Annotated in this window: 25 protein-coding genes; 17 read left to right on the top strand and 8 right to left on the bottom strand. The window is 60.4% G+C overall.

Annotation, left to right across the window (positions count from 1 at the left end):
* Positions 1-23: 23 nt before the first annotated feature.
* On the bottom strand, positions 24-1,712 hold the full coding sequence (locus K5K95_RS26005) for a nitrite reductase (protein ID WP_222586746.1): 1,689 nt from the start codon (positions 1,710-1,712) through the stop codon (positions 24-26).
* 199 nt (positions 1,713-1,911) lie between these two features.
* On the opposite strand from K5K95_RS26005, the gene K5K95_RS26000 reads away from it, so the two are divergent.
* From K5K95_RS26000 to K5K95_RS25975, 6 genes are all read left to right on the top strand, one after another.
* Positions 1,912-2,715, top strand: a complete 804-nt coding sequence (locus tag K5K95_RS26000) for a CbbQ/NirQ/NorQ/GpvN family protein (RefSeq protein ID WP_261398073.1) — start codon at positions 1,912-1,914, stop codon at positions 2,713-2,715.
* Positions 2,699-3,286 carry a cytochrome c oxidase subunit 3 gene (locus K5K95_RS25995; RefSeq protein WP_222586745.1) on the top strand — a complete coding sequence of 196 codons (588 nt, stop codon included), beginning with the start codon at positions 2,699-2,701 and terminating at the stop codon, positions 3,284-3,286. Before K5K95_RS26000 ends, K5K95_RS25995 begins: the two co-directional genes overlap by 17 nt.
* A gap of 10 nt (positions 3,287-3,296) precedes the next feature.
* Positions 3,297-3,554 (top strand): cytochrome C oxidase subunit IV family protein, encoded by a 258-nt coding sequence (locus K5K95_RS25990; protein WP_222586744.1) that lies wholly within the window; start codon positions 3,297-3,299, stop codon positions 3,552-3,554.
* A 225-nt stretch (positions 3,555-3,779) separates the two neighbouring features.
* Positions 3,780-4,220 carry a c-type cytochrome gene (locus K5K95_RS25985; protein WP_033062194.1) on the top strand — a complete coding sequence of 147 codons (441 nt, stop codon included), beginning with the start codon at positions 3,780-3,782 and terminating at the stop codon, positions 4,218-4,220.
* 3 nt (positions 4,221-4,223) lie between these two features.
* Positions 4,224-5,651, top strand: coding sequence for a cbb3-type cytochrome c oxidase subunit I (locus K5K95_RS25980; RefSeq protein WP_222586743.1), 1,428 nt, complete (start codon positions 4,224-4,226; stop codon positions 5,649-5,651).
* 79 nt (positions 5,652-5,730) lie between these two features.
* Complete coding sequence (locus K5K95_RS25975) at positions 5,731-7,572, top strand: nitric oxide reductase activation protein NorD (protein WP_222586742.1); 1,842 nt, start codon at positions 5,731-5,733, stop codon at positions 7,570-7,572.
* 166 nt (positions 7,573-7,738) lie between these two features.
* On the opposite strand, the gene K5K95_RS25970 is transcribed toward K5K95_RS25975, so the two are convergent.
* Both K5K95_RS25970 and K5K95_RS25965 read right to left on the bottom strand, forming a co-directional pair.
* Complete coding sequence (locus K5K95_RS25970; RefSeq protein WP_222586741.1) at positions 7,739-7,939, bottom strand: protein DnrP; 201 nt, start codon at positions 7,937-7,939, stop codon at positions 7,739-7,741.
* Entirely contained in the window at positions 7,936-8,619 is a 684-nt protein-coding gene (locus K5K95_RS25965) for a Crp/Fnr family transcriptional regulator (RefSeq protein WP_222586740.1), read from the bottom strand. The genes K5K95_RS25970 and K5K95_RS25965 overlap by 4 nt, the downstream gene beginning before the upstream one ends.
* Before the next feature lie 483 nt (positions 8,620-9,102).
* Here K5K95_RS25965 and K5K95_RS25960 point away from each other — a divergent pair, with 483 nt between their 5' ends.
* Positions 9,103-10,293 carry an NnrS family protein gene (locus tag K5K95_RS25960; protein ID WP_222586739.1) on the top strand — a complete coding sequence of 397 codons (1,191 nt, stop codon included), beginning with the start codon at positions 9,103-9,105 and terminating at the stop codon, positions 10,291-10,293.
* A gap of 25 nt (positions 10,294-10,318) precedes the next feature.
* A complete protein-coding gene (locus K5K95_RS25955) occupies positions 10,319-10,759 on the top strand; it encodes a hypothetical protein (protein WP_222586738.1) in 441 nt (146 codons plus the stop codon).
* Between the two features lie 75 nt (positions 10,760-10,834).
* Here K5K95_RS25955 and ytfE read toward each other — a convergent pair whose 3' ends face one another.
* Positions 10,835-11,509, bottom strand: a complete 675-nt coding sequence (gene ytfE, locus K5K95_RS25950) for an iron-sulfur cluster repair protein YtfE (protein ID WP_222586737.1) — start codon at positions 11,507-11,509, stop codon at positions 10,835-10,837.
* Between the two features lie 155 nt (positions 11,510-11,664).
* Between ytfE and norR the strand changes: the two genes are divergently transcribed.
* The 7 genes from norR (at position 11,665) to K5K95_RS25915 (ending at position 18,311) form a co-directional block, all read left to right on the top strand.
* The gene (gene norR / locus K5K95_RS25945; protein WP_222586736.1) at positions 11,665-13,194 is read left to right on the top strand and encodes a nitric oxide reductase transcriptional regulator NorR; all 1,530 of its coding nucleotides are present in this window, start codon (positions 11,665-11,667) and stop codon (positions 13,192-13,194) included.
* 72 nt (positions 13,195-13,266) lie between these two features.
* Complete coding sequence (gene pdxH / locus K5K95_RS25940; protein ID WP_222586735.1) at positions 13,267-13,914, top strand: pyridoxamine 5'-phosphate oxidase; 648 nt, start codon at positions 13,267-13,269, stop codon at positions 13,912-13,914.
* A 173-nt stretch (positions 13,915-14,087) separates the two neighbouring features.
* A complete protein-coding gene (moaB, locus tag K5K95_RS25935; protein ID WP_149629722.1) occupies positions 14,088-14,642 on the top strand; it encodes a molybdenum cofactor biosynthesis protein B in 555 nt (184 codons plus the stop codon).
* On the top strand, positions 14,639-15,874 hold the full coding sequence (gene glp, locus K5K95_RS25930) for a gephyrin-like molybdotransferase Glp (protein WP_222586734.1): 1,236 nt from the start codon (positions 14,639-14,641) through the stop codon (positions 15,872-15,874). Before moaB ends, glp begins: the two co-directional genes overlap by 4 nt.
* A 76-nt stretch (positions 15,875-15,950) precedes the next feature.
* Positions 15,951-16,946, top strand: coding sequence for a peptidase U32 family protein (locus tag K5K95_RS25925; RefSeq protein ID WP_149629724.1), 996 nt, complete (start codon positions 15,951-15,953; stop codon positions 16,944-16,946).
* 10 nt (positions 16,947-16,956) lie between these two features.
* A complete protein-coding gene (locus tag K5K95_RS25920) occupies positions 16,957-17,847 on the top strand; it encodes a U32 family peptidase (RefSeq protein WP_222586733.1) in 891 nt (296 codons plus the stop codon).
* Complete coding sequence (locus K5K95_RS25915; protein WP_222586732.1) at positions 17,841-18,311, top strand: SCP2 domain-containing protein; 471 nt, start codon at positions 17,841-17,843, stop codon at positions 18,309-18,311. Before K5K95_RS25920 ends, K5K95_RS25915 begins: the two co-directional genes overlap by 7 nt.
* A gap of 181 nt (positions 18,312-18,492) precedes the next feature.
* Here K5K95_RS25915 and K5K95_RS25910 read toward each other — a convergent pair whose 3' ends face one another.
* The 4 genes from K5K95_RS25910 to K5K95_RS25895 form a co-directional block, all read right to left on the bottom strand.
* Positions 18,493-18,891, bottom strand: coding sequence for a putative zinc-binding protein (locus tag K5K95_RS25910; protein WP_222586731.1), 399 nt, complete (start codon positions 18,889-18,891; stop codon positions 18,493-18,495).
* Between the two features lie 74 nt (positions 18,892-18,965).
* Positions 18,966-19,640 carry a Crp/Fnr family transcriptional regulator gene (locus K5K95_RS25905; RefSeq protein ID WP_222586730.1) on the bottom strand — a complete coding sequence of 225 codons (675 nt, stop codon included), beginning with the start codon at positions 19,638-19,640 and terminating at the stop codon, positions 18,966-18,968.
* Positions 19,641-19,726: 86 nt separating this feature from the next.
* On the bottom strand, positions 19,727-20,374 hold the full coding sequence (narL, locus tag K5K95_RS25900) for a two-component system response regulator NarL (protein ID WP_046047384.1): 648 nt from the start codon (positions 20,372-20,374) through the stop codon (positions 19,727-19,729).
* Positions 20,371-22,173, bottom strand: coding sequence for a HAMP domain-containing protein (locus tag K5K95_RS25895; protein WP_222586729.1), 1,803 nt, complete (start codon positions 22,171-22,173; stop codon positions 20,371-20,373). The genes narL and K5K95_RS25895 overlap by 4 nt, the downstream gene beginning before the upstream one ends.
* Before the next feature lie 305 nt (positions 22,174-22,478).
* Here K5K95_RS25895 and K5K95_RS25890 point away from each other — a divergent pair, with 305 nt between their 5' ends.
* Together K5K95_RS25890 and K5K95_RS25885 are read left to right on the top strand one after the other, a co-directional pair.
* The gene (locus tag K5K95_RS25890; RefSeq protein WP_222586728.1) at positions 22,479-23,783 is read left to right on the top strand and encodes an MFS transporter; all 1,305 of its coding nucleotides are present in this window, start codon (positions 22,479-22,481) and stop codon (positions 23,781-23,783) included.
* Positions 23,761-25,158 carry a NarK family nitrate/nitrite MFS transporter gene (locus K5K95_RS25885; protein WP_222586727.1) on the top strand — a complete coding sequence of 466 codons (1,398 nt, stop codon included), beginning with the start codon at positions 23,761-23,763 and terminating at the stop codon, positions 25,156-25,158. Before K5K95_RS25890 ends, K5K95_RS25885 begins: the two co-directional genes overlap by 23 nt.
* Positions 25,159-25,189: the final 31 nt, after the last annotated feature.

Raw genomic sequence — 25,189 nt, 5'->3', positions numbered from 1 at the left:
GTGTTTCCTTGCATTGATGGAGCTCAATAGATGTCGTGTTGGGTGTTGTAGACGTTGAACTTCCCGGTGGGTGTGATCAGTCGTTTGTCCTTGATGACTGACTTGAGCTTCAGTGTTTTGTCGTCGATCACCACCAGCGCAGATTCGTCTGCCTGACCACTCCAGACGGAGAACCAGACTTCATCGCCGGCCGTGTTGAATTCCGGTTGCACTACGCGCATGGCGCCTTGCTTGATGCCCGCGTATTCAGCGATGGGCAGCACGGTGTAGCCGGCGTCGAGTTTGTCGATGTTGAACACCGCCACCGACTGGCTGAGCTTGGCGTCCGGGTTGAGGGTGGTGTCGACGTACAGGTGACGAGACTTGGGATGGGTTTTGATAAACAGCGATCCGCCGCCCTGGCCCTTGAGTGAGCCGACTTGCTTCCAGGCGTATTGCGGGTGTTTGGTCGGGTCGGTGCCGATCAGCGAGATGCCGTCATCACCCAGATGGCTGGTGGCCCAGACCGGTCCGTAGGTCGGGTGATTAAAGTTGGCGCCGCGACCCGGGTGAGGGGTTTTGCCGACGTCCACCAGCGCGGTCAACTTGCGCTCCTTGGAGTCGATCACGGCGACCTTGTTGGAGTTGTTGGCGGCGGTCATGAAGTAGCGGTGCGTGCTGTCCCAACCGCCGTCATGCAGGAAGGGCGCGGCGTCGATGTAGGTGACGGTGAGGTTTTTGATGTCCTGGTAGTTGACCAGCATCACCTTGCCGGTTTCCTTGACGTTGACGATGAACTCCGGCCATTCGTGGGAGGCGATGATCGCCGCGACCCGGGGTTCCGGGTGGTATTCCTGCTTGTCGACGGTCATGCCGCGGGTCGAGACGATCTGTTTCGGCTCCAGGGTTTCGCCATCCATGATGGTGAATTGCGGAGGCCAGTAAGAGCCGGCGATGGTGTACTTGTCCTCGTAGCCCTTGAACTTCGAGGTCTCGACCGAGCGCGCCTCGATGCCCACTTTGACTTCGGCGACCTTGGTTGGCTCGACCGGCCACAGGTCGATCATGTCGATCCGCGCGTCTCGACCAATCACCAGCAGGTAGCGACCTGAGGCAGAGATCCGCGAGATGTGCACCGCATAACCGGTCTCGATGAGTTTGACGATTTTCTTGCTGTCACCGTCGATCAGGGCGATCTTGCCGTCATCGCGCAACGTCACCGAAAACAGGTTGGGCAGGTTGAGTTTGCTCAGCTGCTTCTTCGGACGGTCCTCGGGTTTGACCAGCACCTTCCAGGTTTTCAGCGTCTCGGCCATGCCCCATTCCGGCGGAGTCGGTGGCGTGTGCTGAATGAACTTGGCCATTGAGGTGATCTGATCCTTGGTCAGCGCATTGGAGGTCCCCCAGTTCGGCATGCCCGCCGGAGAACCGTAGGTAATCAAGGCCTCCAGATACGGCTGTCCGCGGCTCTGGGTGATGTCCTGTGTCAACGGTTTGCCCGTGGCCCCTTTGCGCAGCACACCGTGGCAGCCTGCGCAGCGCTGGAAGTAGATTTCCTTGGATGAGTCGAACTCGGCCTGGCTCATGTCGGGAGCACCCGCGGTTTTGACCATGGGCGGGGTAGCCGCGGCGGCGGGCTCTTCAGCGCTGGCGGCATGACTCACCGACAGGGCCAGTGCCGAACAAAGCGTGGTCAGGGTCAGGGCAAACGTTTTTCTATTGCTGATCAGCATTCCATTTCTCCTCAGGCAAGACCTTTGCGATGTGCTGAAACGGCAGCGCAGAACGCAGGTTCTTAGTGCCGTGCAAGGCTATGCCCGAGCAGGCCAATGTTCGCTTGACGACGATCAAGTTTGCCGGCCATCTCACTTGCCAGGTTGTCGCAGGGGCCCGTAGCGTGTTCCTTGAATCCGCTTTTGGAACAGGCAGCCCATGGACCGTACCCAGTCTTGCGAACACCCGATCGAACCCTTCTACCAACCGCTGAATAATGAGGAGGCGCTGTTCGAACAAGCCTGGAGACATGGCATGCCGGTGCTGATCAAAGGCCCGACGGGCTGCGGCAAAACCCGTTTCGTCCAGCACATGGCCCATCGGCTGAAACTGCCGCTGTACACCGTGGCTTGCCATGACGATCTGAGCGCGGCCGACCTGATCGGCCGTCACCTGATCGGTGCCCAGGGCACCTGGTGGCAGGACGGACCGCTGACCCGCGCGGTGCGTGAAGGCGGCATCTGTTACCTCGACGAAGTGGTCGAGGCGCGCCAGGACACCGTGGTGGTGTTGCATCCACTGGCCGATGATCGTCGCGAGCTGTTTCTGGAACGCACCGGCGAAGTGTTGAAGGCGCCGCCGTCCTTCATGCTCGTGGTGTCTTACAACCCCGGTTACCAGAACCTGCTCAAAGGCATGAAACCCAGCACCCGCCAACGCTTCGTGGCGATGCGTTTCGGCTATCCGCCGGTGGCCGATGAGGAACGCATCGTTGCCCGCGAGGCTCAGGTGGACAGCGCACTGGCGGTGCAAGTGGTGCGGCTGGGCCAGGCACTGCGCCGGCTCGACCAACATGATCTGGAGGAGGTCGCCTCAACGCGACTGCTGATTTTTACCGCGCGCATGATCCGCTCCGGCATGAGCCCCCGTGAAGCGTGCATGGCCTGCCTGGCCGAGCCGCTCAGCGATGATCCGCTGACCGTCGCGGCGCTGATGGACGTGGTTGATGTCCACTTCGGCTGAGTCCACGGGCGTTACGCAACGCCACTTGCCGGGCGATCTGGCGATGTGGTTTTTCATTCTGGCCGAGCTGTCGGTGTTCGCCATCCTGATCCTGGCGTTCGCCGTGACCCAGGCGCTCAAGCCGCAGATGTTCAGTGAAAGCCGTCTGTTGCTGAACACCTCCACCGGGCTGGCGATGACCCTGAGCCTGCTCACCGCGGGCCTGTTCGCCGCGCTGGCGCAGGAGCAAGTCAGGCGCTCACGATCCCGTCACGGCGCCGTCTTCCTGCTGATGGCGTTGCTCGCCGCCAGTGTCTACGTGGTGCTGAAGCTCACGGAATACCGACACTTGCTGGCCTCGGGGCTGGGCATGGAGCACAACACCTTTTTCACCCTGTACTGGATCGTTACCGGTTTTCATTTTCTCCACGTCTTGCTCGGCATGTTCATTCTCGGATGGCTGGCCGAGCGCTGTCGCCGCGGCCTGTACGACGCCAACACGCGCAGCGGGTTTGAATCCGGCGTGCTCTATTGGCACATGGTCGATCTGATCTGGGTCATGTTGTTTCCGCTGGTCTATGTGCTGAGTTGACGAGGTTCTCATGACTGTTTCCAGGGTATTGCTCGTCTGTTGGGCAGCGCTCGCCACGTTAAGCGTGTGCACCGTGGTGCTGGCGCACGTTGGCGCGACATCGCTGCTGTCGATTGCCATTTTGCTGGTGGCGGTGGGCAAGGCCTGGCTGATCACCGACGGTTTCATGGAGATGCGCCACGCGCCGCGGCTGTGGCGCCGGTTGATGTTGAGCTGGGCGCTGGTGTTGGCGACGGTGGTAGGCCTGACGCTGGTGTCGTTCCGTTAACCAATCCCTGTAATTGGATGGACTCGCCCAAGCCGAGGCGTCAATGCGCCACGGTGGCAGTCTAAACAGCCAACGACAGCGAGGGCGAGTCCATCCAATTACATGGACCGAGTAGGGCTCAAGTGTAATACCCGACCAAAACCATCTGACTTTCTTGATCGCCATCAAGCAGGTTTCAACCCTTCGCTTCCTATGATGGACGGGCCTAGCAAAGAGGAAGCGACCATGTCAGACACCTTCACCAAAGGCATGGCCAGGAACATCTACTTCGGAGGAAGCATTTTCTTCTTCCTGATATTCCTGGCTTTGACCTATCACACGGAACAGACCTTTCCAGAGCGCAGCAATGAAGCGCAGCTCACCGAGTCAGTGGTGCGCGGCAAGTTGGTCTGGGAGCAAAACAATTGCATCGGCTGCCACACGCTGCTGGGCGAGGGCGCCTACTTTGCGCCTGAGCTGGGTAACGTGTTCCAGCGGCGCGGCGGGGAGGCGGGCTTCAAACCCTTTCTGCATGCCTGGATGAAAATGCAGCCACTAGGCGTACCAGGCCGGCGCGCGATGCCTCAGTTCAAGTTGAGTGACCAGGAGGTGGATGACATCGCCGAGTTCCTCAAATGGAGCTCAAAAATCAACACCAATGGCTGGCCGCCAAACAAGGAGGGCTAAGCGATGAGCATTGCTAATCCGCATCTGAAATTCGCCTCGCAAGCCGTAGCCAAACCGTACTTCGTATTTGCCCTGATCCTGTTTCTCGGCCAGGTGCTGTTCGGTTTGATCATGGGCCTGCAATACGTGATAGGGGACTTTCTGTTCCCGGTCATTCCTTTCAACGTGGCGCGGATGGTGCACACCAACCTGCTGATCGTCTGGCTGCTGTTCGGGTTCATGGGCGCCGCCTATTACCTGATTCCGGAAGAAGCCGACCGCGAACTGCACAGTCCGAAACTGGCGATCATCCTGTTCTGGGTATTCGCCGCCGCGGGTGTGTTGACGATCCTCGGCTATCTGCTGGTGCCGTATGCCGGCCTGGCCAGGCTGACCCACAACGAACTGTTGCCGACCATGGGCCGGGAGTTCCTGGAGCAGCCGACCATCACCAAGATGGGCATTGTGGTGGTGTGCCTGGGCTTCCTCTACAACATCGGCATGACCCTGCTCAAAGGTCGTAAGACCACCGTCAGCATGGTCATGATGACCGGGTTGATCGGGCTCGCGGTGTTCTTCCTGTTCTCCTTCTATAACCCCGGCAACCTGGCCCGCGACAAGTTTTACTGGTGGTGGGTGGTGCATCTTTGGGTGGAAGGCGTGTGGGAACTGATCATGGGTTCGATGCTCGCTTTCGTCCTGATCAAGATCACCGGGGTAGACCGGGAAGTCGTGGAGAAATGGCTCTACGTGATCATCGCCATGGCGCTGATTACCGGGATCATCGGCACCGGTCACCACTTCTTCTGGATCGGTGCGCCTGAGGTCTGGTTGTGGGTCGGTTCAATCTTCTCGGCCCTCGAACCGCTACCGTTCCTGGCCATGGTGATCTTCGCCTTCAGCATGGTGAAGAAACGTCGGCGGCAACACCCGAACCGCGCCGCGACCCTGTGGGCCAAGGGAACCGTCGTCACAGCATTCTTCGGCGCTGGCGTCTGGGGTTTTCTGCATACCCTGGCTCCGGTCAACTTCTACACCCACGGTTCGCAGCTGACCGCGGCTCACGGTCACCTGGCCTTCTACGGTGCTTACGCGATGATCGTGATGACCTTGATCAGCTACGCCATGCCACGCTTGCGGGGTTTGGGTGAAGCCGGTGACGAGCGTTCGCAGACCCTCGAAATCTGGGGCTTCTGGTTGATGACGCTGTCGATGGTGATGATCACGCTGTTCCTCACCGCTGCCGGTGTCGTGCAGGTCTACCTGCAACGCTGGCAGGTCGATGGGGTTGCTTTGCCGTTCATGTCCACGGTCGAACACCTGCAGGTGCTGTTCTGGGCCCGTTTTGGTGCCGGTCTCGGTTTCCTCGCAGGACTGCTCTGTTACCTGTTCAGCTTCAAGCAACGTGGCCGCGCAGCCTTGCGCGCTCCGGCTGCCGTGGTTCCTTCATGAGCCGGTGTAACGGCTAGAAAAGGTCGGCCCGGCTGATACAGCGGGCCGTTTTTTTGGTTTACAGAAAAGGGCAAATGTCATGGCCTTTACCGTCGAACTGGAAGAATGGGTGGGCAGTGTCTGGCACCGTTTCATCACCCGGCGCGCCAGCCCGGATTTCCCCGAGGCGCGTGTCGAACTGGCCAGCCAGCAACGTCCGCTGGCGCTGCTGTTTCGCGCCATGGGCGGCGCCAACGGCGTCGGTGTCGAAGCCGCCAGCGACCGCGATCTGCTGCTGCGGCGCAACGTACTGCAGCAGATCGCCGGCACCTGCAAGCAAGTGCCCCTGGCGTGGTGCGATGAGACCAACCTTCGTCTGCCGTCGAGCCTCGCGGTGTTTCCTGAAGTCGCACTGAACGAGGAACTCTATCGTTGGCTCGCATTGCTCGCGGCGCAGGCCGGGCAGATGCGGCATTGGGGTCGGGACAATCAACGCTGGACGCAACAGCTGTTGCGGCGCTATCCCGCGTTGCGTGCCCGGTACAAACGTTTGGTCGATGCTCATCTGCAACTTCGCCCGGATCCGGCCACATTGAACTCCGGCGAAGCGGCCCTGGAACGGGCGTTATGTCAGGCGTTGCGCGACCCAGGCAGTGTCGAACATTTCCCCCGCAGCGAACGGGCCGCCTGGCCGCTTCCGCTGTGGTTGTACCCGCCGCAAAACCTCGCGAGTCCGCAGGCTGCAGACCTGGGGGACGAGTCGGAAGAGACGCTGACGACCCCGCCCGGTGAGCAGAAAGGCGCAAGCAAACGCGCCAAGCGGATCGATGAAGGCAGCCGCGACGGTGGGTTGTTGATCGTGCGTCTGGAGAACCTGTTCAGTTGGACCGAACACGTGGACCTGGATCGCTGGTCAGACGACAGCGAAGACCCGGACGCGGCCAGAGTCGCCGAGGACCTCGACGAGTTGAGCTTGTCGCGCACCCGTCTGCGCAAGGGCGGCGGCCTCAAGCTGCACCTGGATTTGCCGCCGGCCGATGTCGACGATATCCCCTTGGGTGAGGGCATCAAGCTGCCGGAGTGGGATTACCGCAAACAGCAGATGCAGGACAGCTTCGTCAATCTGCAAATGATGGTGCCCCGCGACTGTGAGGCGCAGCCACTGCCGCCACGGCTGAAAGCCTCGGCGCACCGTCTGCGCCGCCAGTTCGAGCACCTGCGCAATGATCGCCAATGGTTACGCCAGCAACCCCAAGGGTCTGAACTGGACATGCAGGCCTGGCTGGATTTTCACGTTGAACGCGAGCATGGCCAATGTGCGGAACGAGGTCTGTTCATGGAGCAACGGCAGACGCGTCGCGACCTGGCGTGCCTGTTACTGGCCGATGTGTCGATGTCCACCGACGCGCACTTGAACGATGAGCATCGGGTGATTGATGTGATCCGCGACAGTTTGCTGCTGTTCGGCGAAACCCTGTCGATGCTGGGTGATGATTTCGCCCTGTACGGATTTTCCTCGCTGCGTCGTCATCAAGTGCGCATGCAGGAACTCAAGTCCTTCACCCAGCGTTATGACGACAACACCCGCGGTCGCATTCAAGGGCTCAAACCGGGTTATTACACCCGCATGGGCGCCGCCATCCGCCACGCCACCCAACTGCTGGGCAAGAGCAAACGACGCAGCAAACTGTTGCTGCTGCTCACGGATGGCAAACCGAATGATCTGGATTTGTATGAGGGGCGCTACGGCGTTGAAGACACCCGCGAGGCGGTGCTGGAGGCGCGGCGTCAGGGGTTGACGCCGTTCTGTATCACGATTGATCGCGAGGCCGGGGATTACCTGCCTTACATGTTCGGTGCCAATGGCTACACCTTGATCCGCCAGCCCGAGCAATTACCCCTGCGCTTGCCGCAGTTGTATCGGCAGTTGACCCAGCCTTGACCGACACGGTCTGTAGCAGCTGCCGAGCGTGCGAGGCTGCGTCCGGCTGCGCAGCAGTCGTAAACCCAGTCCCCGCGGTGTGTTAGGTAAAAAGGGGACTCAGGATTTACGACTGCTGCGCAGCCGAACGCAGGCTTCGCCAGCTGCTACAGGGGACTGTGTGTCTTCAGGAGATGCTGCGTGGCAGCCAGAAAAACATCGTCACGCAGAAAATCGTCAGGCCGATGCAGAACCACATGAATTGGCGCAGCCGGCGTTCCCCCGCCTGTGCGGCGAATGCCGGCAGGGGCATGCCGCATTGGCGGCACTCGGTTTCTTGTGCGGGGTTGGCGTGTTGGCAATACAAACAGACGGGCATGGCACTCACTCGAACTGTTCCAGACGCAGACGATCGAGAATGGCGATCAGGCGGCCGTCCTGGGTGATGATTTTTTCATCGATCAGGCGACGGATGATCCGCGAAAAGGTTTCCGGCTGGATCGACAGATGTCCGGCAATCAATTGCTTGGCCATCGGCAGTTCGAATTGGCTGTCAACGGTTTGCTGGCGCACCAGTTGCGTCAGCAGATAGCGCACGACCCGGTGGGTGGCGTTTTTCAGGGACAGGGTTTCGATTTCGTTGACCCGTTGGTGCAGGCGAACGCAAAGCTTGCCGAGCAGTGCAAAGGTCAGCCGGCTATTGCTCTGCAGCAGGCGCATGTAGGTGTTGTTGGATAACCGATAGAGCTGAGTCGGGCAGATCGCTTCGGCCGAGGCCACATAGTTCGGGGTGTCCATCAGCATCATCGCCTCGGCAAAGGTTTGCCGATCACCAATGACCTCAAACACTTTCTCCTGCCCATCCGGTGTCAGGCGGTAGATTTTCACCGCCCCGGCAATCACGAAATAAAACGAGTCTGCCGGCTCGCCCTGGCGGAACAACGGTTCGCCTTTGTCGATGCTCAACAAGTGGCTGGTACTCATCAATTCATCCAGCTGTTCTTCGTTCAACGGCTCGAACAAGTGATGACTGCGCAGAATCTGGTGATGGACGCGATGAAGCACCATAAGAATTCATCCTGAAGATTGAGGAGGGGATGGCGGTCAAGTCAAACGAGGCCCAGCGAGACGCCGCTGGCCAACGCCAGAACCGAGGTCAACACCACAAACCAGGCCAGTGGCTGGATGACTTTTTTCATGACGACTCCTGGGGATCGAGAGGGATCAAGGTTTCTTTGATTGCTGAAAGCTTGAGCAAGACGCGGGCCATGCCCGGAGGCCTTTGTTTATTAGGCTTGTCAGATAGGAGGGTAAAAACGACCACGAAGTTTAGGGTTTAAAAGACCATTAAGGGGTCATTTATACCCTGAATGGATTTCATCGGCGGCACGCGAGGCTTGCTACTGGCGCGGATCAGCATCGGGGCACGCCCCTTGCACACTTGATCTGCGACAAAGGCAATTGATCGTCAATACCCGATGATTGCCCCCGGACTTACCTTGACGCGTACGGGTTGGAGTCAGGTCAGCAGCAAGGTAAAGGAGTGGCTTTATGCAAGTGCTTGACCGCCGTAAAGCGATGGCTATCGCGCCGCTGTTACGTTTGGCCTTTCGGCCATTTTTCCTGGCTGGCTGCCTGCTGGCGGTGCTGGTCATTCCGCTCTGGCTGGCCGCCTTCAGTGGTGGGCTTTCCGGCTGGCAGCCGGCGGGTGGCTGGTTGGGCTGGCATCGACACGAATTGTTGTTCGGGTTCGGCTTGGCGATCATCGCGGGCTTTCTGCTGACGGCGGTGCAGACCTGGACCGGTCGTCCCGGCATCAGCGGGCGACCACTCGCCGCGCTGGCGTTGCTGTGGTTGTTGGCGCGCGTGGCCTGGCTGGTCAATGCACCGTTGCCCGTGCTCGCGGTGCTGGAATTGGCGTTCCCGCTGGCGGTGGCCGCGCTCATGGGTTTCACCTTGTGGAAGGTGCGGCAGAAACGTAACTACCCGATTGCGGTGGTGCTGCTGTTGTTAACGGCGGCCGACGGGTTGTCCCTGTACGGCCTGGTCGAAGGTCATGAAGGCTTACAGCGTCAAGGCGTACTGACCGGCCTCTGGCTGGTGGCGGCGATGATGGGCTTGATCGGCGGGCGCGTCATTCCGTTCTTCATCCAGCGCGGCCTCGGCAAGGTCGAAGGCGTTACTCCTTGGCCCTGGCTGGATTGGCTGCTGCTGATTGGCTCACCGATGGTGGCGTTGTTGTACGCCGCCGGACCTGCGCTTGACCCCAATCTAGGGGTGGGCCTGTTGTTCGCCGTGTTGGCCGCCGGGCATCTGGTACGCCTGGTTCGCTGGCATGATCGCGCCCTCTGGCGTGTGCCGCTGCTGTGGTCGTTGTACCTGGCTTATGCCTGGTTGGCGGTGGCCTGTCTCGCAATGGCGCTGTGGCATTTCGGTGTGCCGATTAACCCGAGTCTGGCGGTGCATTGCCTGACCATCGGCGCCATGGGTGGCTTGGTGCTGGCGATGATCGCGCGGGTCAGCCTGGGGCATACGGGCCGCTCGCTGGAGCCGCCGTCGGGCATGACTCTGGCGTTCATTTTGCTCAACCTGGCGTGCTTGAGCCGGGTCGTGTTGATCTTGTTCTTTCCCTTGCCTGCGTTGTGGCTGGCCGGTCTGTGTTGGGCGCTGGCGTTTGCGCTGTATGCCTGGCGCTATGGGCCGATGCTGCTGCGGGCCCGGGTGGACGGTCATCCAGGCTAAGCAAGTGAATTGATGGAGGCTGCCGGTGTTATATCCCTTTTTACTGGTCACCCACTTGCTGGCGGCGATTGCCTTCATCGGCACGCTGTTTTTCGAGGTGGTGATCTGGCACAACGCCCGCCAGCAGGTGGCGGTTACCGCGCAAACGAGCGCCGATCAAGCGATTGCAGTGCGTTCACGCAAGGTGCTGCATGGCGTGGTGTTGCTGTTGTATGGCGCCGGCATCAGCTTGGCGTGGCAACACCGTGGTGTATTGAGTCAGCCGCTGGCGAGCAGTTTTGGCATGTTGCTGAGCCTGAAGATCTTGCTGGCCCTGAGCATCATCGGCCATTACTTCCTGCTGGCGTATTGGCTGAAAAGCGCACGACTGACCACGACCCGCGCCAGCTGGATTCGCCGCAGCATCCTCGGGCACATGGTGTTGATCGTGATCCTGGCCAAGGCCATGTTCTATTGGCACGGTTGATCGCCCGACATCCCAGACAGACAAAACCCGCGTCAACCGATGGGCTGGCGCGGGTTGGGTGTGAGCGGCAATCGATCAATGGCGAGGTTTAAGGGCGTTGACAAACAACACGTTGTTTTCCAGATGGATGTGTTGCATCAGGTCATCACGAAACTCCAGCAGCCCACGATAAAGGGCGCGCCAAGTGTTACAGGCATCGGCCGGCGGGGTGATGTTGTTGGTCAGCGCGAGCAACCTCTCCAATGCTTCGCCATGTTGATCATGTTCAAAGCGCAGCACCTGGATCGGCGGGGCAGCTTGAGGGCCGATGCCCTGTTGCAGCATCGGGAAGAGCACTTGTTCTTCCTTGAGCATGTGGCCTTCGAGTTCTTGTTGCATGTCGGTCAGCAGATCGGCCAGGCCGTTGGGGCAGCTGCTGCGCGCACCGTGGACCTGCTCGACGCGACGGGCCAGGCGAATCAGTTCCGGCAGTTGCTCGCGATGGCGGGCGTGGTAGCGGGCCAGAAGATGGGCGATCAACAGTTCCGACGGTTCGTTGCGCCAGTCGTGTTGGGTTTCGCCGGTGTCTTGCAGTCGGTGCAGCGCATCGGCGATCAGGGCCGGATCGAGGTCTTTGCCAGCGGCTGCTTCGCGCAGGCTTTTATGCCCGCCACAACAGAAGTCCAGTTTGAAGGTGTGGAAAATCCGCGTGGCGCCGGGAATGTCGCAAGCCAGTTGGCCGAGGCTTTGTTCCAGTAGGGTCAGGCTCATCAGGGGTTCCTTGTTTGGATTTCAACGGTTCCCCAAATTCATTGCACCCGGCATGCCATATTTAACGTGTTGAAAAATATCACTTATTTTTTAGTTGTGGTGATAGGCACCCGGACGCATTAGGGTGAATCCAACCATAGAGGGTAATAACTACCATGCTGCGTGAAAGCCTGGCGGCCGACCTGATTGTCGAGTTGCCCAATGCTGTGCGGTTGCAACGACTGGTCCAGACCCTGCGCGAGTACTTCAACAGTGGCGCCGTGGGATTGCTGCGTCTGGATGACGACAGCCTCAGGCCGGTCGCGACGGTGGGGCTGGTGCATGAAGCGTTGGGCCGCCGGTTTGTCATCGCCCAGCATCCGCGGCTGGCGGCGATCATGGCGTCGCGCGAACCCACCTGGTTCGAACCCGACAGTCGCCTGCCGGACCCCTATGACGGCTTGCTCGACAATCACGCCGGCGAACCGATGCCAGTGCATGACTGCATGGGCGTAAGCCTGTATGTGGAGGGGCGGATCTGGGGCGCTATCACCCTTGACGCGCTGCACGCCGGGACCTTCGACAGCCGTGCGCGGGAAGAACTCAAGCGCTGCACCTTGCAGATCGAAGCCGCCGTGCGAGTCACCCGGCTTGAGCAGGAAAACCGCAGCCTGCGCTTGTCCCGCAGCGATATTCAAGACGTGCGGCGGCCAGCGGATGAGGGCGAAATCCTCGGGCAGAGTGAGGTGCTGCATCAGTTGCTCAATGAACTGGACGTACTGGCCGATTCCGAGCTGCCGGTATTGCTGCTGGGCGAGACCGGCGTCGGCAAAGAATTGTTCGCAAGGCGCTTGCATCGTTTGTCGCGCCGCAGTCATAAGCCGCTGGTGCAGGTCAACTGCGCCGCGTTGCCGGAGTCTCTGGCAGAGAGTGAATTGTTCGGCCATGTCAAAGGCGCATTTTCCGGCGCCACCAGCGACCGTGCCGGACGTTTCGATGCGGCCAACGGTGGCACGCTGTTTCTCGACGAAGTCGGTGAGTTGCCATTGGCCGTGCAAGCGAAGCTGCTGCGCACCCTGCAGAACGGCGAGATCCAGCGCCTCGGCGCCGACAAACCGTTGCATGTCGATGTGCGAATCATCGCTGCGACCAACCGGCACCTGCCGGACAGCATCCGCGACGGCTTGTTTCGGGCCGATCTGTATCACCGGCTCTCGGTGTACCCGGTGCCGATTCCGCCGCTGCGCGAGCGCGGTAACGACGTGTTGATGCTGGCCGGGCATTTCCTTGAACTCAATCGGACGCGGCTCGGCCTGCGCGGTTTGCGTCTGTCGCCGGCGGCCGAGCGAGTGCTGCTGACTTACAGCTGGCCGGGCAACGTGCGCGAGCTGGAGCATGTAATCAGTCGAGCCGCGTTGAAGCAGCTCAGTCGCGGCAGCAGTCGCACGCTGATTATGACGCTGGAGCCCGAGATTCTGGACCTCGACAGTGCCATGGCCGGGCAGGGCGCGGTCGTCGAAAGTCCCCTGGACGTGACGGCGGATGAGCCGTTCCAGCCCTTGGGTGAAGCGGTCGACGATTACCAGCGCAAAAAGATTCTCCAGGCCTTGAGCCTGTCCGGGGAGAACTGGGCCAGCGCCGCGCGGATTCTGGAAGTCGATCCCAGCAACCTGCACAAACTGGCTCGGCGTCTGCGTCTCAAATAAGGTTGATGGTGGTCAAGGTGGTCTTGCGCAGTACATCGCACACTGGGCAGAACATTTTTGGAGATCACCGTCATGCCCCTTTCCCTGGCACAGATGCGCCGCAACTACACCCTTTTTGGCCTGCAAGACGAGTCGGCGCTGGACGACCCGATGGCGATGTTCCGGCAATGGCTGCAACTGGCCCGCGACACCGAGCGCGCGCCTGTCGAAGCCAACAGCATGGTGTTGGCGACGGTTGACAGTGAAGGGCGCCCGCACTGTCGCGTCCTATTGCTCAAGGGGTTTAGCGATGAAGGCTTCACCTTTTTCGGCAATTACCAGAGTGACAAAGGCGAGCAACTGGCCGTTAACCCGCATGCGGCCATGACCTTTTTCTGGCCGGGGCTGGAGCGTCAGGTGCGCATCGAAGGCCAGGTCTCCAGGCTCGACCCGACGCTATCGGATGCGTACTACGATTCCCGCTCACAGGACAGTCGCCTGGGCGCCTGGGCTTCACCGCAAAGCCGGCCGCTGGCCAATCGGGCCGAGCTTGAATCGCTGTTGATACAAACCACCCAGCGTTTTGCCGGCAAGACCGTTCCGCGGCCCGAGCATTGGGGCGGTTACTGCCTGCACCCTGAACGTCTGGAATTCTGGCAGGGCCGTGCCGACCGCTTGCATGACCGTCTCGATTACCGTTTGCGCGATGGCGCATGGCAACGCAACCGCTTGGCGCCTTGAATAGATCGAGTAGCAATGGAGAACAATGTGGGAGCAAGCTCGCTCCCACAGGTTTTGTGTGCGCTACACAATCTTCTTATGTCCCTGACGAGGTACCTCCTTGGAGGAATAGGCTCACTGCGGATTCCGGTTCAGGCTTTGTCCCATACCCTCATTTACGGGAAGGCTTGGATATGGCCCATCTGGCGCAACGCACGTTTGAACCCCTGAACATTGCCGTGCTGACCATCAGCGATACGCGCACCTTTGACACCGATACCTCGGGGCAGACCCTGACGGATTTACTGCAAACGGCCGGGCATGTGTTGATCGATCGTGGTCTGGTCAAAGACGACATTTATCAGATCCGCGCCAAGGTCTCTCACTGGATCGCCGACCCTCAGGTTCAAGTGATACTGATGACCGGCGGCACCGGCTTCACCGCGCGCGACAACACACCGCAAGCGGTTTTGCCGTTGCTGGACAAACACGTGGAAGGCTTCGGTGAACTGTTCCGTCAGGTGTCCCTGGCGGAAATCGGCATGTCCAGTTTGCAGTCACGGGCATTGGCCGGGATGAGCAACGGCGTGCTGGTGTGCTGCGTGCCGGGTTCGCCGGGCGCGTGTCGAACCGCCTGGAACCAGATCCTGCTCGAACAATTGGACAGCCGCACAGGCCCGTGCAATTTCGCCCCGCATTTGAAACCGCAAGGGCAACGGGTCATCGACGCCTGCGAGACACGCTCATGACTGGCCGGGTGTGTGACCTTGGCAGCTTGATGCCGGTAGACGAGGCCATCAGCCGCTTACTGAATCAGGCACCGCCGCCTCCCCTGGCGCAAAAGATCGGACTGGAGCAAGCCTTGGGGCGGGTGCTGGCAGCGGACATTCATTCCCCTGTCAACCTGCCGGCCTGGGACAACAGTGCCATGGACGGTTATGCCCTCAGGGCCGCAGACCTGCCACCGGACGGTGGCTATTTGTCGATTGGCGGACGAATTGCAGCGGGGGATCAGGCGTGCTCGCCCTTGCTCGCGCAGCAGGCGGTGCAGATCTTTACCGGCGCGCCATTGCCGCCGGGTGCCGACACGGTGGTGCCGCAGGAGCGCTGCCGGATCGATGGCGAGCGCGTCTGGTTCCCGCCCGTAACCGCGGGCGATCACGTACGCAAGGAAGGCGAGGAGGTTCGCCGGGGAGACCTGTTGCTCCAGACCGGCAAACGCCTGCGTGCGCAAGAAGTGGGGTTGCTGGCCGGCGCTGGCATTGCGCGGGTCGAGGTCTATCGACCGTTGCAGGTGTGCTTGCTCAGCAGCGGCAATGAACTGCGTGAGCCGGGCGATCCATTGGCGCCCGGGCAGATTTACAACAGCAATCGTTACTGCCTCGCGGCGTTGTTGAGCGGTTGGGGCGTCGAAGTGCATGACTATGGCGTCATGGCCGATGAGTTGGCGACCAGCCGGCATGCCTTGAGCCTGGCGTCCTCGGAATGCGACCTGTTGTTGAGTTCTGGTGGCGTCTCGGTGGGCGAGGAAGATCACCTCAAACAGGCCATCGAGGAACTCGGCAGCCTGGACTTCTGGCGGCTGGCGATTCAGCCGGGTAAACCGCTGGCCTTTGGCGAAGTGGCCGGCAAACCCTGGATCGGCATGCCGGGCAATCCTTCGGCAGCGCTGATTACCGCGTTGGTGGTGGTGCGTCCGTTCCTCCTCAGGGCCCAGGGCGTGCAAGACGTGTTGCCGGTGCCATTGGCCGTGCCCGCCGGGTTTGACTGGTTGCAGCGCAACAAACGTCGGCAGTACCTGCGGGCACGGTTGACGCCGGGTGCTGACGGCCAGCTCAGTGTGGAGCTGCACCCTCAGCAAAGCTCGGCGATGTTGACGGCCGCGTGTTGGGCCGACGGGCTGGCGGTGATCGAGTGCGAGCAGCAAGTGCTCAAGCACGACAACGTGATGTTCCTGTCCTTCGCCGACCTGATGCATTGATGGCAATTGATTGCCGTCAAGGCTCTGCCTGCCGGTCTCGCTAGACTGGCAGCGCGTTTTTCCATGAGGATTACCCATGCAACTGGTCTGCCCGGCAGGGAACCTGCCTGCGCTGAAAGCGGCGGTGCGCGAAGGCGCCGATGCCGTCTATGTCGGTTTTCGCGATGACACCAATGCCCGGCATTTCGCGGGGCTGAACATGGACGACAAACAGTTCGACGCGGCGGTCGCTCACATCCGCCAGCATCAACGCAAACTCTACGTCGCGGTCAACACGTACCCGCAACCCAAGGGCTGGGAACGCTGGCAGCGGGCGGTCGATCGTGCCGCCGATTACGGCGTGGATGCGTTGATTGCCGCCGACCCCGGGGTGCTCAACTACGCCAGCCAGCGCCATCCGCAATTGGCGTTGCATCTGTCGGTCCAGGGTTCGGCAACCCACGCTGCGGCCCTGGAGTTTTATGCGCAACGCTACGGGATTCGTCGCGCGGTGCTGCCGCGGGTGTTGTCGTTGGCGCAAGTGCGTCAGGTCGCCGCGAGCAGCCCGGTGCCCATCGAAGTCTTTGGCTTCGGCAGCTTGTGCATCATGGCCGAAGGGCGTTGCCATCTGTCGTCCTACATCACCGGCGAGTCGCCGAACCTGTGCGGCGTCTGTTCTCCAGCCAAAGCAGTGCGCTGGAGCGACGACGCCGACGGCTTGAGTGCACGGCTCAGTGAAGTGCTGATCGACCGTTACACCCCTGATGAGCCCGCCGGTTACCCAACCCTGTGCAAAGGCCGTTTCCTGGTCGGCGGCAAACGCTTTCATGCGCTGGAAGAACCCACCAGCCTCGACACCCTGGATTTGCTGCCGGAATTGACGGCCATTGGCGTTGAGGCGGTCAAAATCGAGGGCCGGCAACGCAGCCCGGCCTATGTCGAACAAGTCACCCGCGTCTGGCGCGCCGCACTGGATGCCCATCGTGGCTCGCCGGGCAGTTTTCGGGTCAAGGAGGAATGGCGCCGGGTGCTGGCCGGTTTGTCCGAAGGCAGCCAGACCACCCTGGGTGCTTACCATCGATCATGGCAATGAGGGAGGCGACATGAAGCTCAGCCTGGGACCGGTCCTGTTTTATTGGGACAAAGAGCAACTCAGCAATTTTTACGCCGAGATGTCGGCTTTACCCCTGGATGTGATTTATCTGGGGGAAACCGTGTGCTCGAAACGCCGGGCCTTTTCACTGGATCAATGGCTGGGGCTGGGGCGCGAGTTGCAGGAATGCAGCCAGGCACAGTTGGTGATCTCCAGCCTGACGCTGATCGAAGCGGCGTCCGAGCTCTCCAGCCTGCGGCGGCTCTGCGACAACGGCCAATTGCTGGTGGAGGCCAACGACATGGGCGCGGTGCAGTTTTTGGCCGAGCGCAAGTTGCCGTTCGTGGGTGGCCCGGCGCTGAATGTGTACAACGGTCATACGCTGGCGCAACTGCTGGACTGCGGGATGACCCGTTGGGTGCCGCCGGTGGAATGCTCGGCGGCGTTGATTGGCGATGTGCTTGATCAGGTGCGCGAACTTGGCCGTGAGGTGCCGGAAGTCGAGATCTTTGCCTATGGGCATTTGCCCTTGGCTTATTCCGCACGCTGCTTCACGGCCCGAGCGGAAAACCTGCCCAAGGACGATTGCCGGTTTTGCTGCCTCAACTACCCCGACGGCCTGCCTCTTACCAGTCAGGAGGGGCAGGCGCTGTTTACCATTAACGGAATACAAACGATGTCGGCCGAGGTGACCAATCTGCTGGCGGACTACGCCGGGTTGGTGGCCTGTGGGGCCGATGTGTTGCGTCTGAGCCCTCGCGCTCAGGGCATGGCCGAGGTCATTGGCGCCTATCAACGGGTTCGTCTGGGCGAGACACCGCCGCTGTTCGTCGACGGTTGTAATGGCTACTGGCATGGCCAGGCCGGCTTGTTGCGCGTCGAGGAGGTCGGCCTGTGTTGAACCGAAAAAAGTGGCTGCTGAAAGGCGCCGACCGGTTACTGCCGCTGGTGCGTCGAGTGCCCTTTGCGGTGCAGCGCCTGGCGTTGCAGCAGGCGCTCAATCGCTGCCTCGCCGAGCCTTTGCGCGATGGTGAATTTGAAGTGTTGCGCGGGCGTTGGTTGTGCCTGCGGATCCCGGACCTGGGGTTGACCTGGTTCTTGACGCTGACCCGTCAAGGGTTGCGAATTGCTGAACACGCCACGGCGCATGTGACTATCAGCGGTAACTGGCGAGAGTTTTTATTGCTGGCGAGTCGTCAGGAAGATCCGGACACGTTGTTCTTTCGCCGGCGTTTGGTGATCGAGGGTGATACGGAGTTGGGGTTGGCGTTGAAGAACCTGATCGACAGTCTTGATCCTGATGTATTGCCGGTGTGGTTGTGGCGCAATCTGGAGCGGGCGGGGAAGGGGTTGGCGGCGGGATGACCATAGATGTGGGAGCGAGCCGCCTCGCTCCCACATTTTGATGAGTGTGTCCGCAATATTTGTGCCCAACGCATAACCCTGTGGGAGCGGGCTTGCCCGCGATGGCGGTTGTACATTCAACATTGATGTCGGCTATTCCACTGCTATCGCGGGCCCGCTCCCACAGGGTTTTTGTTGTTCTTCAGGCCATCGTTTCCTGGCGGTTTTCATGCTGCCGAGCATCACTCGCAATTCGTTGCCTGATCTCTTCAAACAACTCATCACTCTCTGCCTGCGTGCAGTCCTCGCCATAGCGCTTACGCAACCCGTAATGGCTAAGAATCAAATGCACATCCGCGTGCAGACCATGCTGCTTCAAGCAGTTTTCAACGCATTGCAGCGGGCAACCGTCCAGCGCAAAAATCCGCCGTCCCGAGCGTGCCTTGTTGACCAACGCCGCCACATGCCCGCCGACCCCGACGATGCAGGACATTTCCGCCAGGCCGCTGCGATCAAGCCGCACGGCCAGGGTATTGGCCAGTTGGGCGACGTTGGAGCAGCCTGAGCAGGAGTAAATCAGGGGCAAGGTTGAACGGGACATGAGCGCTCTCCATGGGTGGACTTCTTCAGTGTGCAAGGCCGGTGGCATTGCGCATTGACTGCGGTCAATTCCGTCTATTGGAAGGCCGCGAGATCCTCTTCGGCGAGGATGCTGATGTTGCGTCGTTCCATCGCGATCAGACCGCTGTCCACCAGGCGGTGCAAGATCCGCGAAAAGGTTTCCGGCTGAATACCCAGCTTCGAGGCGACCAGGCGTTTGGACACCTGCAAGACAATCAAACCGCTGACCGGGTTGCGCTCCTGGAGCAGAAAATTGATCACCCGCCGGCTCGCGCTGGCCATGGTCAAGGTGTCGATGTCCCGCAGACGCAGGTGCAAGTGCACACTCATGCTCGCCAGGATCGCCAGGCAGACTTTCGGCTGGTCTTCCAGGGCGTTGCGGTAATGGCTGCCTTCGATACTCACCAGCACGCTGTCCTTCAGCGCCGTGGCGCTCACCGGGTAGAGACGGGCCTGGCTGAACAGCAACGCTTCGGCAAAGGTCTGGCCGGGCTGAATGATCTCCACCAGGTTTTCCTGACCTTCGCCGGTAAGCCGGTACAACTTGATCTGGCCGCTGACCAGCAGGAAAAAGCGCTTGGCCGGATCCCCTTGGTGCATGAGCGTGCTGTGACAGCTCAGGCGCTTGAGCATCGCCAGGCCGCAGACTTCCTCGAAGATTTTCTCCGGCAGTTGGCTGAACAGATGGTGACGACGCAACGTTAAAACGATGGAAGGGTGGGTCAGCATGGCGTACCTCCGCTGACGCTCATAGTAGAGAGCGCGAGCCGGATGACCTATGCCTCTGCCGGCCTACCTCTAAAGAGGCATGCTCCTCAGCCCGCATTGCGCAAGTGCTCCATGGCCCACACCGCCGCCTCAACCCGAGAGCGCAAACCGAGTTTGTGCAGCAGGTTTTTCACGTGAACCTTGACCGTGCCTTCGGTGATGCCCAGCTTGTGCCCGATAACTTTGTTGCTGAAGCCGCTGGCGATGGTTTTCAGCACCTGACGTTCACGCTCGGTCAGTTCCACCACGGTCTGGCGCTGTGGTGAACGCAGTGCCTGGGCCATGACTTGGGTCAGACCCGGACTGATCACCAATTCGCCGTTCAAGGCATTGCGAATGTACTGAATCAACAGTTCGGGTTCCATGTCCTTGAGCAGGTAGCCGTCGGCATCCAGACGCAATGCGTCGCGAATATCGTCTTCGGCATCCGAGACCGTAAACAGCAGCACCTTGCCGGTGTAGTGCATCGCCCGTAATTGGCGCAGGGTTTCAATGCCATTCATCAGCGGCATGTTGTTATCGAGCAACACCAGATCCGGTTGCAGCGGCTCGATCAGACTGAGTGCTTCTTCGCCGTTGTTGGCTTCACCGACGATCAGGAAATCATCTTCGAGTTCGAGCATCTGGCGGATGCCGTGACGCATCATCGGGTGGTCGTCGACCAGCAGGATGGTGTGTTGCAGGGACGGGTTCATGTGGCGCTACCTTCTGTTTGCTGCCCGAGAAACTCCGGTTGGAATTCCAGTTGGACGAGGGTGCCTTGCGGCTCCCTGGACATTATTTTGAGTTGACCGCGCAAGCTGCGGGCCCGCTCATCCATGATTTTCAGGCCGTGGTGTTCGCGCTGGTCGACGTCGCCGCTGAAGCCACGCCCGTCGTCTTCGACGACGAGCCTCACGGTTTCACCGTCCTGACGCAGTTGCAGCCAGGCGTTTTGCGCGTGGGCGTGGCGTAGGCAGTTGGAGAGCGCTTCGCGGGTGATCTGCAAGATGTGGATTTGCTCGCTGGCCGATAACTGAAAGGCCAGCGCGTCGACGTGCAGGTGTACCTGGAATTCCCCGCGCCTGGAAAACTCCTCGGCGGTGTCCTTGAGCTCCTGCACCAGTCCCGCATCGTGAATCTGCAGGCGAAAAGTGGTCAGCAACTCGCGTAACTGACGGTAGGCATTGTTCAGCCCTTCGCGCAGTTCGGCGGTGACGTTTTCCAGGGTTTCGATCGGTTCGCCACGGCGCATCAGGGTTTGCAGGCGGCTGACTTGCAGCTTCATGTAGGACAGGGCCTGGGCCAGTGAGTCGTGCAGTTCGCGGGCAATGATCGTGCGCTCGTCGAGCAGCAGCAGGCGATGATCCTGTTCCCGTTGGCGTTTGAGCGACAGCGAGGTGCCGATCAGATTGGCCAGGGCCTGGATCAATTGGGTTTCCCAGGCTTGCGTCGGGTGCCCGTCGACAAAGTGCGCCTTGAGTTCACCCAGTTCACTGCCCTGATTGCTGATGCTGAACGTTTGCGGGCTGGCTTTATGGTGCTTCTGACACGTGGCGCAATCACTGCTGGCGCAGACTTCCCGGATGTTCGCGCCGTGGAGGGCGAGCAACTGCTGGGCCGGTGCCTGCATTTGTCCTTGCAGGCACAGCGACAGACGCAAGCCGGGCAAGCGTTGCTGGAAGCGTCGGATCAACTCATCCAGCCCTTCGGCATTGGCCAGGCGTGTGGCCAGGCTTCGACTGCTTTGGTACAGCAACTCGAGGGCGGCATTAGCTTGTTGCAGGTTCAGGGTTTTTTGCTGGACCTGACTCTCAAGGGTGCGATGCGAGTCTTCGATCGTCTCGGCCATGGCGTTGAAGCTCGTGGCCAACTGGCCCAGTTCGTCCTGGGACTGATGATTGACCCGCACCTTGAAATCGCCGCGACGAAAGCGCTGGGTCGCGTCCACCAACTCTTTCAAGGGCATGACGACCCCGTACTGCAATTCGTAGAGGCCAATCAGCAGGACGAACAGGGTGGTGAACAAGGCCAGGCCCTGGATCACCTGTTGCCAGCCTTGCTTCTGTTCGCTTTGGCGCTGCAACAGGTTGACGAACTGGTTCAGTTGTTCAACGAAGGGCAGGGCCTGGACCTGAAAGTAGGCGGCATCGCCGCGCTCCAGTGCCGGGTGCAAATCCTCGTCCCATTGCTGCTGGATTTGCCCGTAGCTGATTTGCAGGGCGGCGCTTGGGCCATCCTCCAGCACCGCCTTGAGTGACTGGCTGGTGAGTCGGGTTTGCAGGCTGTCGGTGATGGCGGCGATTTCTTCGTCGGTTGCCCCCGCGGCCAGTTTCCAGCTCAGGTGGTAAGTCTCCATGCGCACCGAGCCTGCGGTGTTGATGGCGGCCGCATCGCCCTGGCTGAACCAGGCGATCAGTCCGGCGCTCAACGAACTGGCGAGAGCGAGCACGGCGATCAGGATCACGGCTAGCCCGGCGCGAGCGGGCAGGGAGCTGCGCAACCAGCGAATCATCAGCGCAGGTCCCGGAAAAAATCAGGAAAACAGAGCACGTGGAGCTCCAGGAAGGGGTTTTGTCGCCGATCCCGGGCGCGCTACCTCTAAAGAGTTGTCGACTGATCCTTGTCAGCAAAAACCTTGGCAGAAAACCTTAAGACGCTGATAAACAAACGGTTTTAGGGTTTTCCTGTACTACCTCCTTAGAGGTAGACCGCACAAGCATAGGCCTATGCCCCCTAGGGCTTCGTTGACATGGATCAAGTTTTTGCGGGGTTCGCCTCTCTAGTCTGCCGCCATGGCTAATTGATTGGAGAGCATTTGTGAACCAACCGCGTGTACGACAAGGCTTGGTGCTGGGCATGAGCACGCTGGCCTTCACTATGTGTTTCATGGTCTGGATGATGTTTGCCGTGCTCGGTGTACCGATCAAGGACCTCCTCCAGCTCAACGAAACTCAGTTCGGCCTGCTGGCCGCGACCCCGGTCCTGACCGGCTCGCTGGTGCGGTTGCCACTGGGCCTGCTGACCGACCGCTTTGGCGGGCGCAGTGTGTTCTTCCTGCTGATGCTGGCCTGCGTGACGCCGCTGTACCTGATCAGTCACGCCACCGCCTACTGGCAGTTCCTGGTGCTGGGCTTGTTCGTCGGCCTGGCCGGCGGCTCGTTCTCGGTCGGGATCGCCTACGTCGCCAAATGGTTCGACAAAGAGAACCAGGGCTTCGCGATGGGCATCTTCGGCGCCGGTAACGCCGGAGCTGCGGTGACCAAGTTTCTCGCCCCGGCGCTGATCGCTGCTGGCAGCTGGCAGCTGGTGCCGAAAGTCTTCAGCGCGATCCTCTTTATTACTGCGTTGTTGTTCTGGTTCCTCAGCGCCGAAAACAAGGACCACCGCAGTGCTACCGGCGCCACCTTGCGTGAGCAACTGAGCTCGCTGAAGGACCCGGCGGTGTGGCGCTATTGCCAGTACTACTCGATCGTCTTCGGTGGTTATGTCGCCCTCGCGCTGTGGATGACCAAGTACTACGTGCAGGAATACGGTTTCAGCCTGCAAAGCGCGGCGTTGCTGGCGGCCTGTTTCTCCCTGCCTGGCGGCGTGCTGCGCGCGGTCGGCGGCTGGATGTCGGATCGCTGGGGTGCGCAAAGCGTGACCTGGTGGGTGTTGTGGGTCAGCTGGATCTGCCTGTTCCTGCTCTCGTATCCGCAAACCCAACTGCAAGTGCAAACGATCAACGGCCCGGTGGATTTCCACATCGGCCTCAATCCCGCGCTGTTCACCGTGCTGCTGTTCGTCATGGGCATCGCCTTCGCGTTCGGCAAGGCCTCGGTCTTCAAGTACATCGCCAACGACTACCCGAAAAACATGGGCGCGGTGTCCGGCATCGTCGGCCTCGCCGGTGGCCTGGGCGGGTTCGTGCTGCCAATCCTGTTCGGCGCCCTGGTGGACCTCACCGGCGTGCGCTCTTCCTGCTTCATGTTGATGTACGGCGTGGTCTGGGTCTCCCTCACCTGGATGTACTTCAGCGAAATACGCAAAAGCGCGGTGCTGGGTAAAACGCCGCTGCTGACCCCGTCCCCGATTTCCAGCATTGCCCTAGGAGAAGAACATGTCCGTTCTGCAAAAGCCTGACAAAGGCCCGGTCATTCATGACTGGCGCCCCGAGGACCCAGCGTTCTGGGGACGTAGCGGCAAACAGACCGCCACGCGCAACTTGTGGATTTCCATTCCTGCGCTGCTGCTGGCCTTTGCGGTGTGGATGGTCTGGAGCACGGTGATCGTGCGCTTGAACGCCATCGGTTTCACCTTCACCACCGACCAGCTGTTCTGGCTGGCGGCGTTGCCGGGGCTGTCCGGGGCGACTTTGCGCGTCTTCTATTCCTTTATGGTGCCGATCTTCGGTGGCCGTCGCTGGACCGCCCTGAGCACCGCGTCACTGTTGTTGCCCTCTATCTGGATGGGCTTCGCCGTGCAGGACCCGAGTACCTCCTACAGCGTGTTCGTGTTGATTGCCTTGCTCTGCGGTTTTGGCGGCGGCAACTTCGCGTCGAGCATGTCCAACATCAGTTTCTTCTATCCCAAGTCGCAGCAGGGCACGGCCCTTGGCCTCAACGCCGGGCTGGGTAACCTGGGCGTCTCGGTGATGCAGTTCTGTGTGCCGCTGGTGATTACCTTTGGCGTGTTCGGTTTCATGGGCGGTAAGCCTCAAGCCCTGCCGAACGGCGGTCAGTTGTGGTTGCAGAACGCCGGTTTCATCTGGGTGCCGTTTATTGTCCTGGTGACGGTGCTGGCCTGGTTCGGCATGAATGATTTGTCCAGTGCCCGCGCTTCTTTCAGCGAGCAGGCGGTGATCTTCAAACGCAAACACAACTGGCTGATGTGCTGGTTGTACCTGGCGACCTTCGGTTCGTTCATCGGTTTCTCCGCCGCGTTTCCGCTGCTGATCAAAACCTCGTTCCCTGATGTCATCGCTTTGAAATTCGCCTTCCTCGGCCCGTTGGTCGGTGCGCTGGTACGCCCATTGGGCGGCTGGCTGGCGGACAAGCTTGGCGGCGCGAAAGTGACCTTGTGGAACTTCGTGCTGATGATCGTGATGGTCTTTGGCGTGTTGCACTTCCTGCCGCAAAACGGCACAGGCGGCAACTTCTACGGCTTCCTCGGCATGTTCATGCTGCTGTTCATTACCACTGGCATCGGCAACGGCTCCACCTTCCGCATGATCCCGGTGATCTTCCGCACCCAGCATGAAAAAGCCTCGGCCGGAAAACCACCCGCCGTGCGCGAACAAGCGCTGAAAAATGCCGGTAAAGAGTCAGCCGCGGTCCTGGGCTTCAGTTCGGCCATGGGCGCCTTCGGTGCGTTCTTCATTCCCAAATCCTTCGGCACTTCGATGGCCCAGACCGGCGGCCCGGAGATGGCCTTCTACATGTTCGTCGGCTTTTACCTGAGCTGCATCGTCGTGACCTGGTGGTGGTACGCGCGCAAAGGCGCCGCGACACCCTGCTGAGTCGAACCGAATCTAACCATTGCGTGGGCGG

Origin of the sequence: Pseudomonas sp. DR48 (genome assembly GCF_019823085.1) — a bacterium.
Lineage (GTDB): Bacteria > Pseudomonadota > Gammaproteobacteria > Pseudomonadales > Pseudomonadaceae > Aquipseudomonas.
This window is presented reverse-complemented; position numbering and strand designations above follow the sequence as displayed.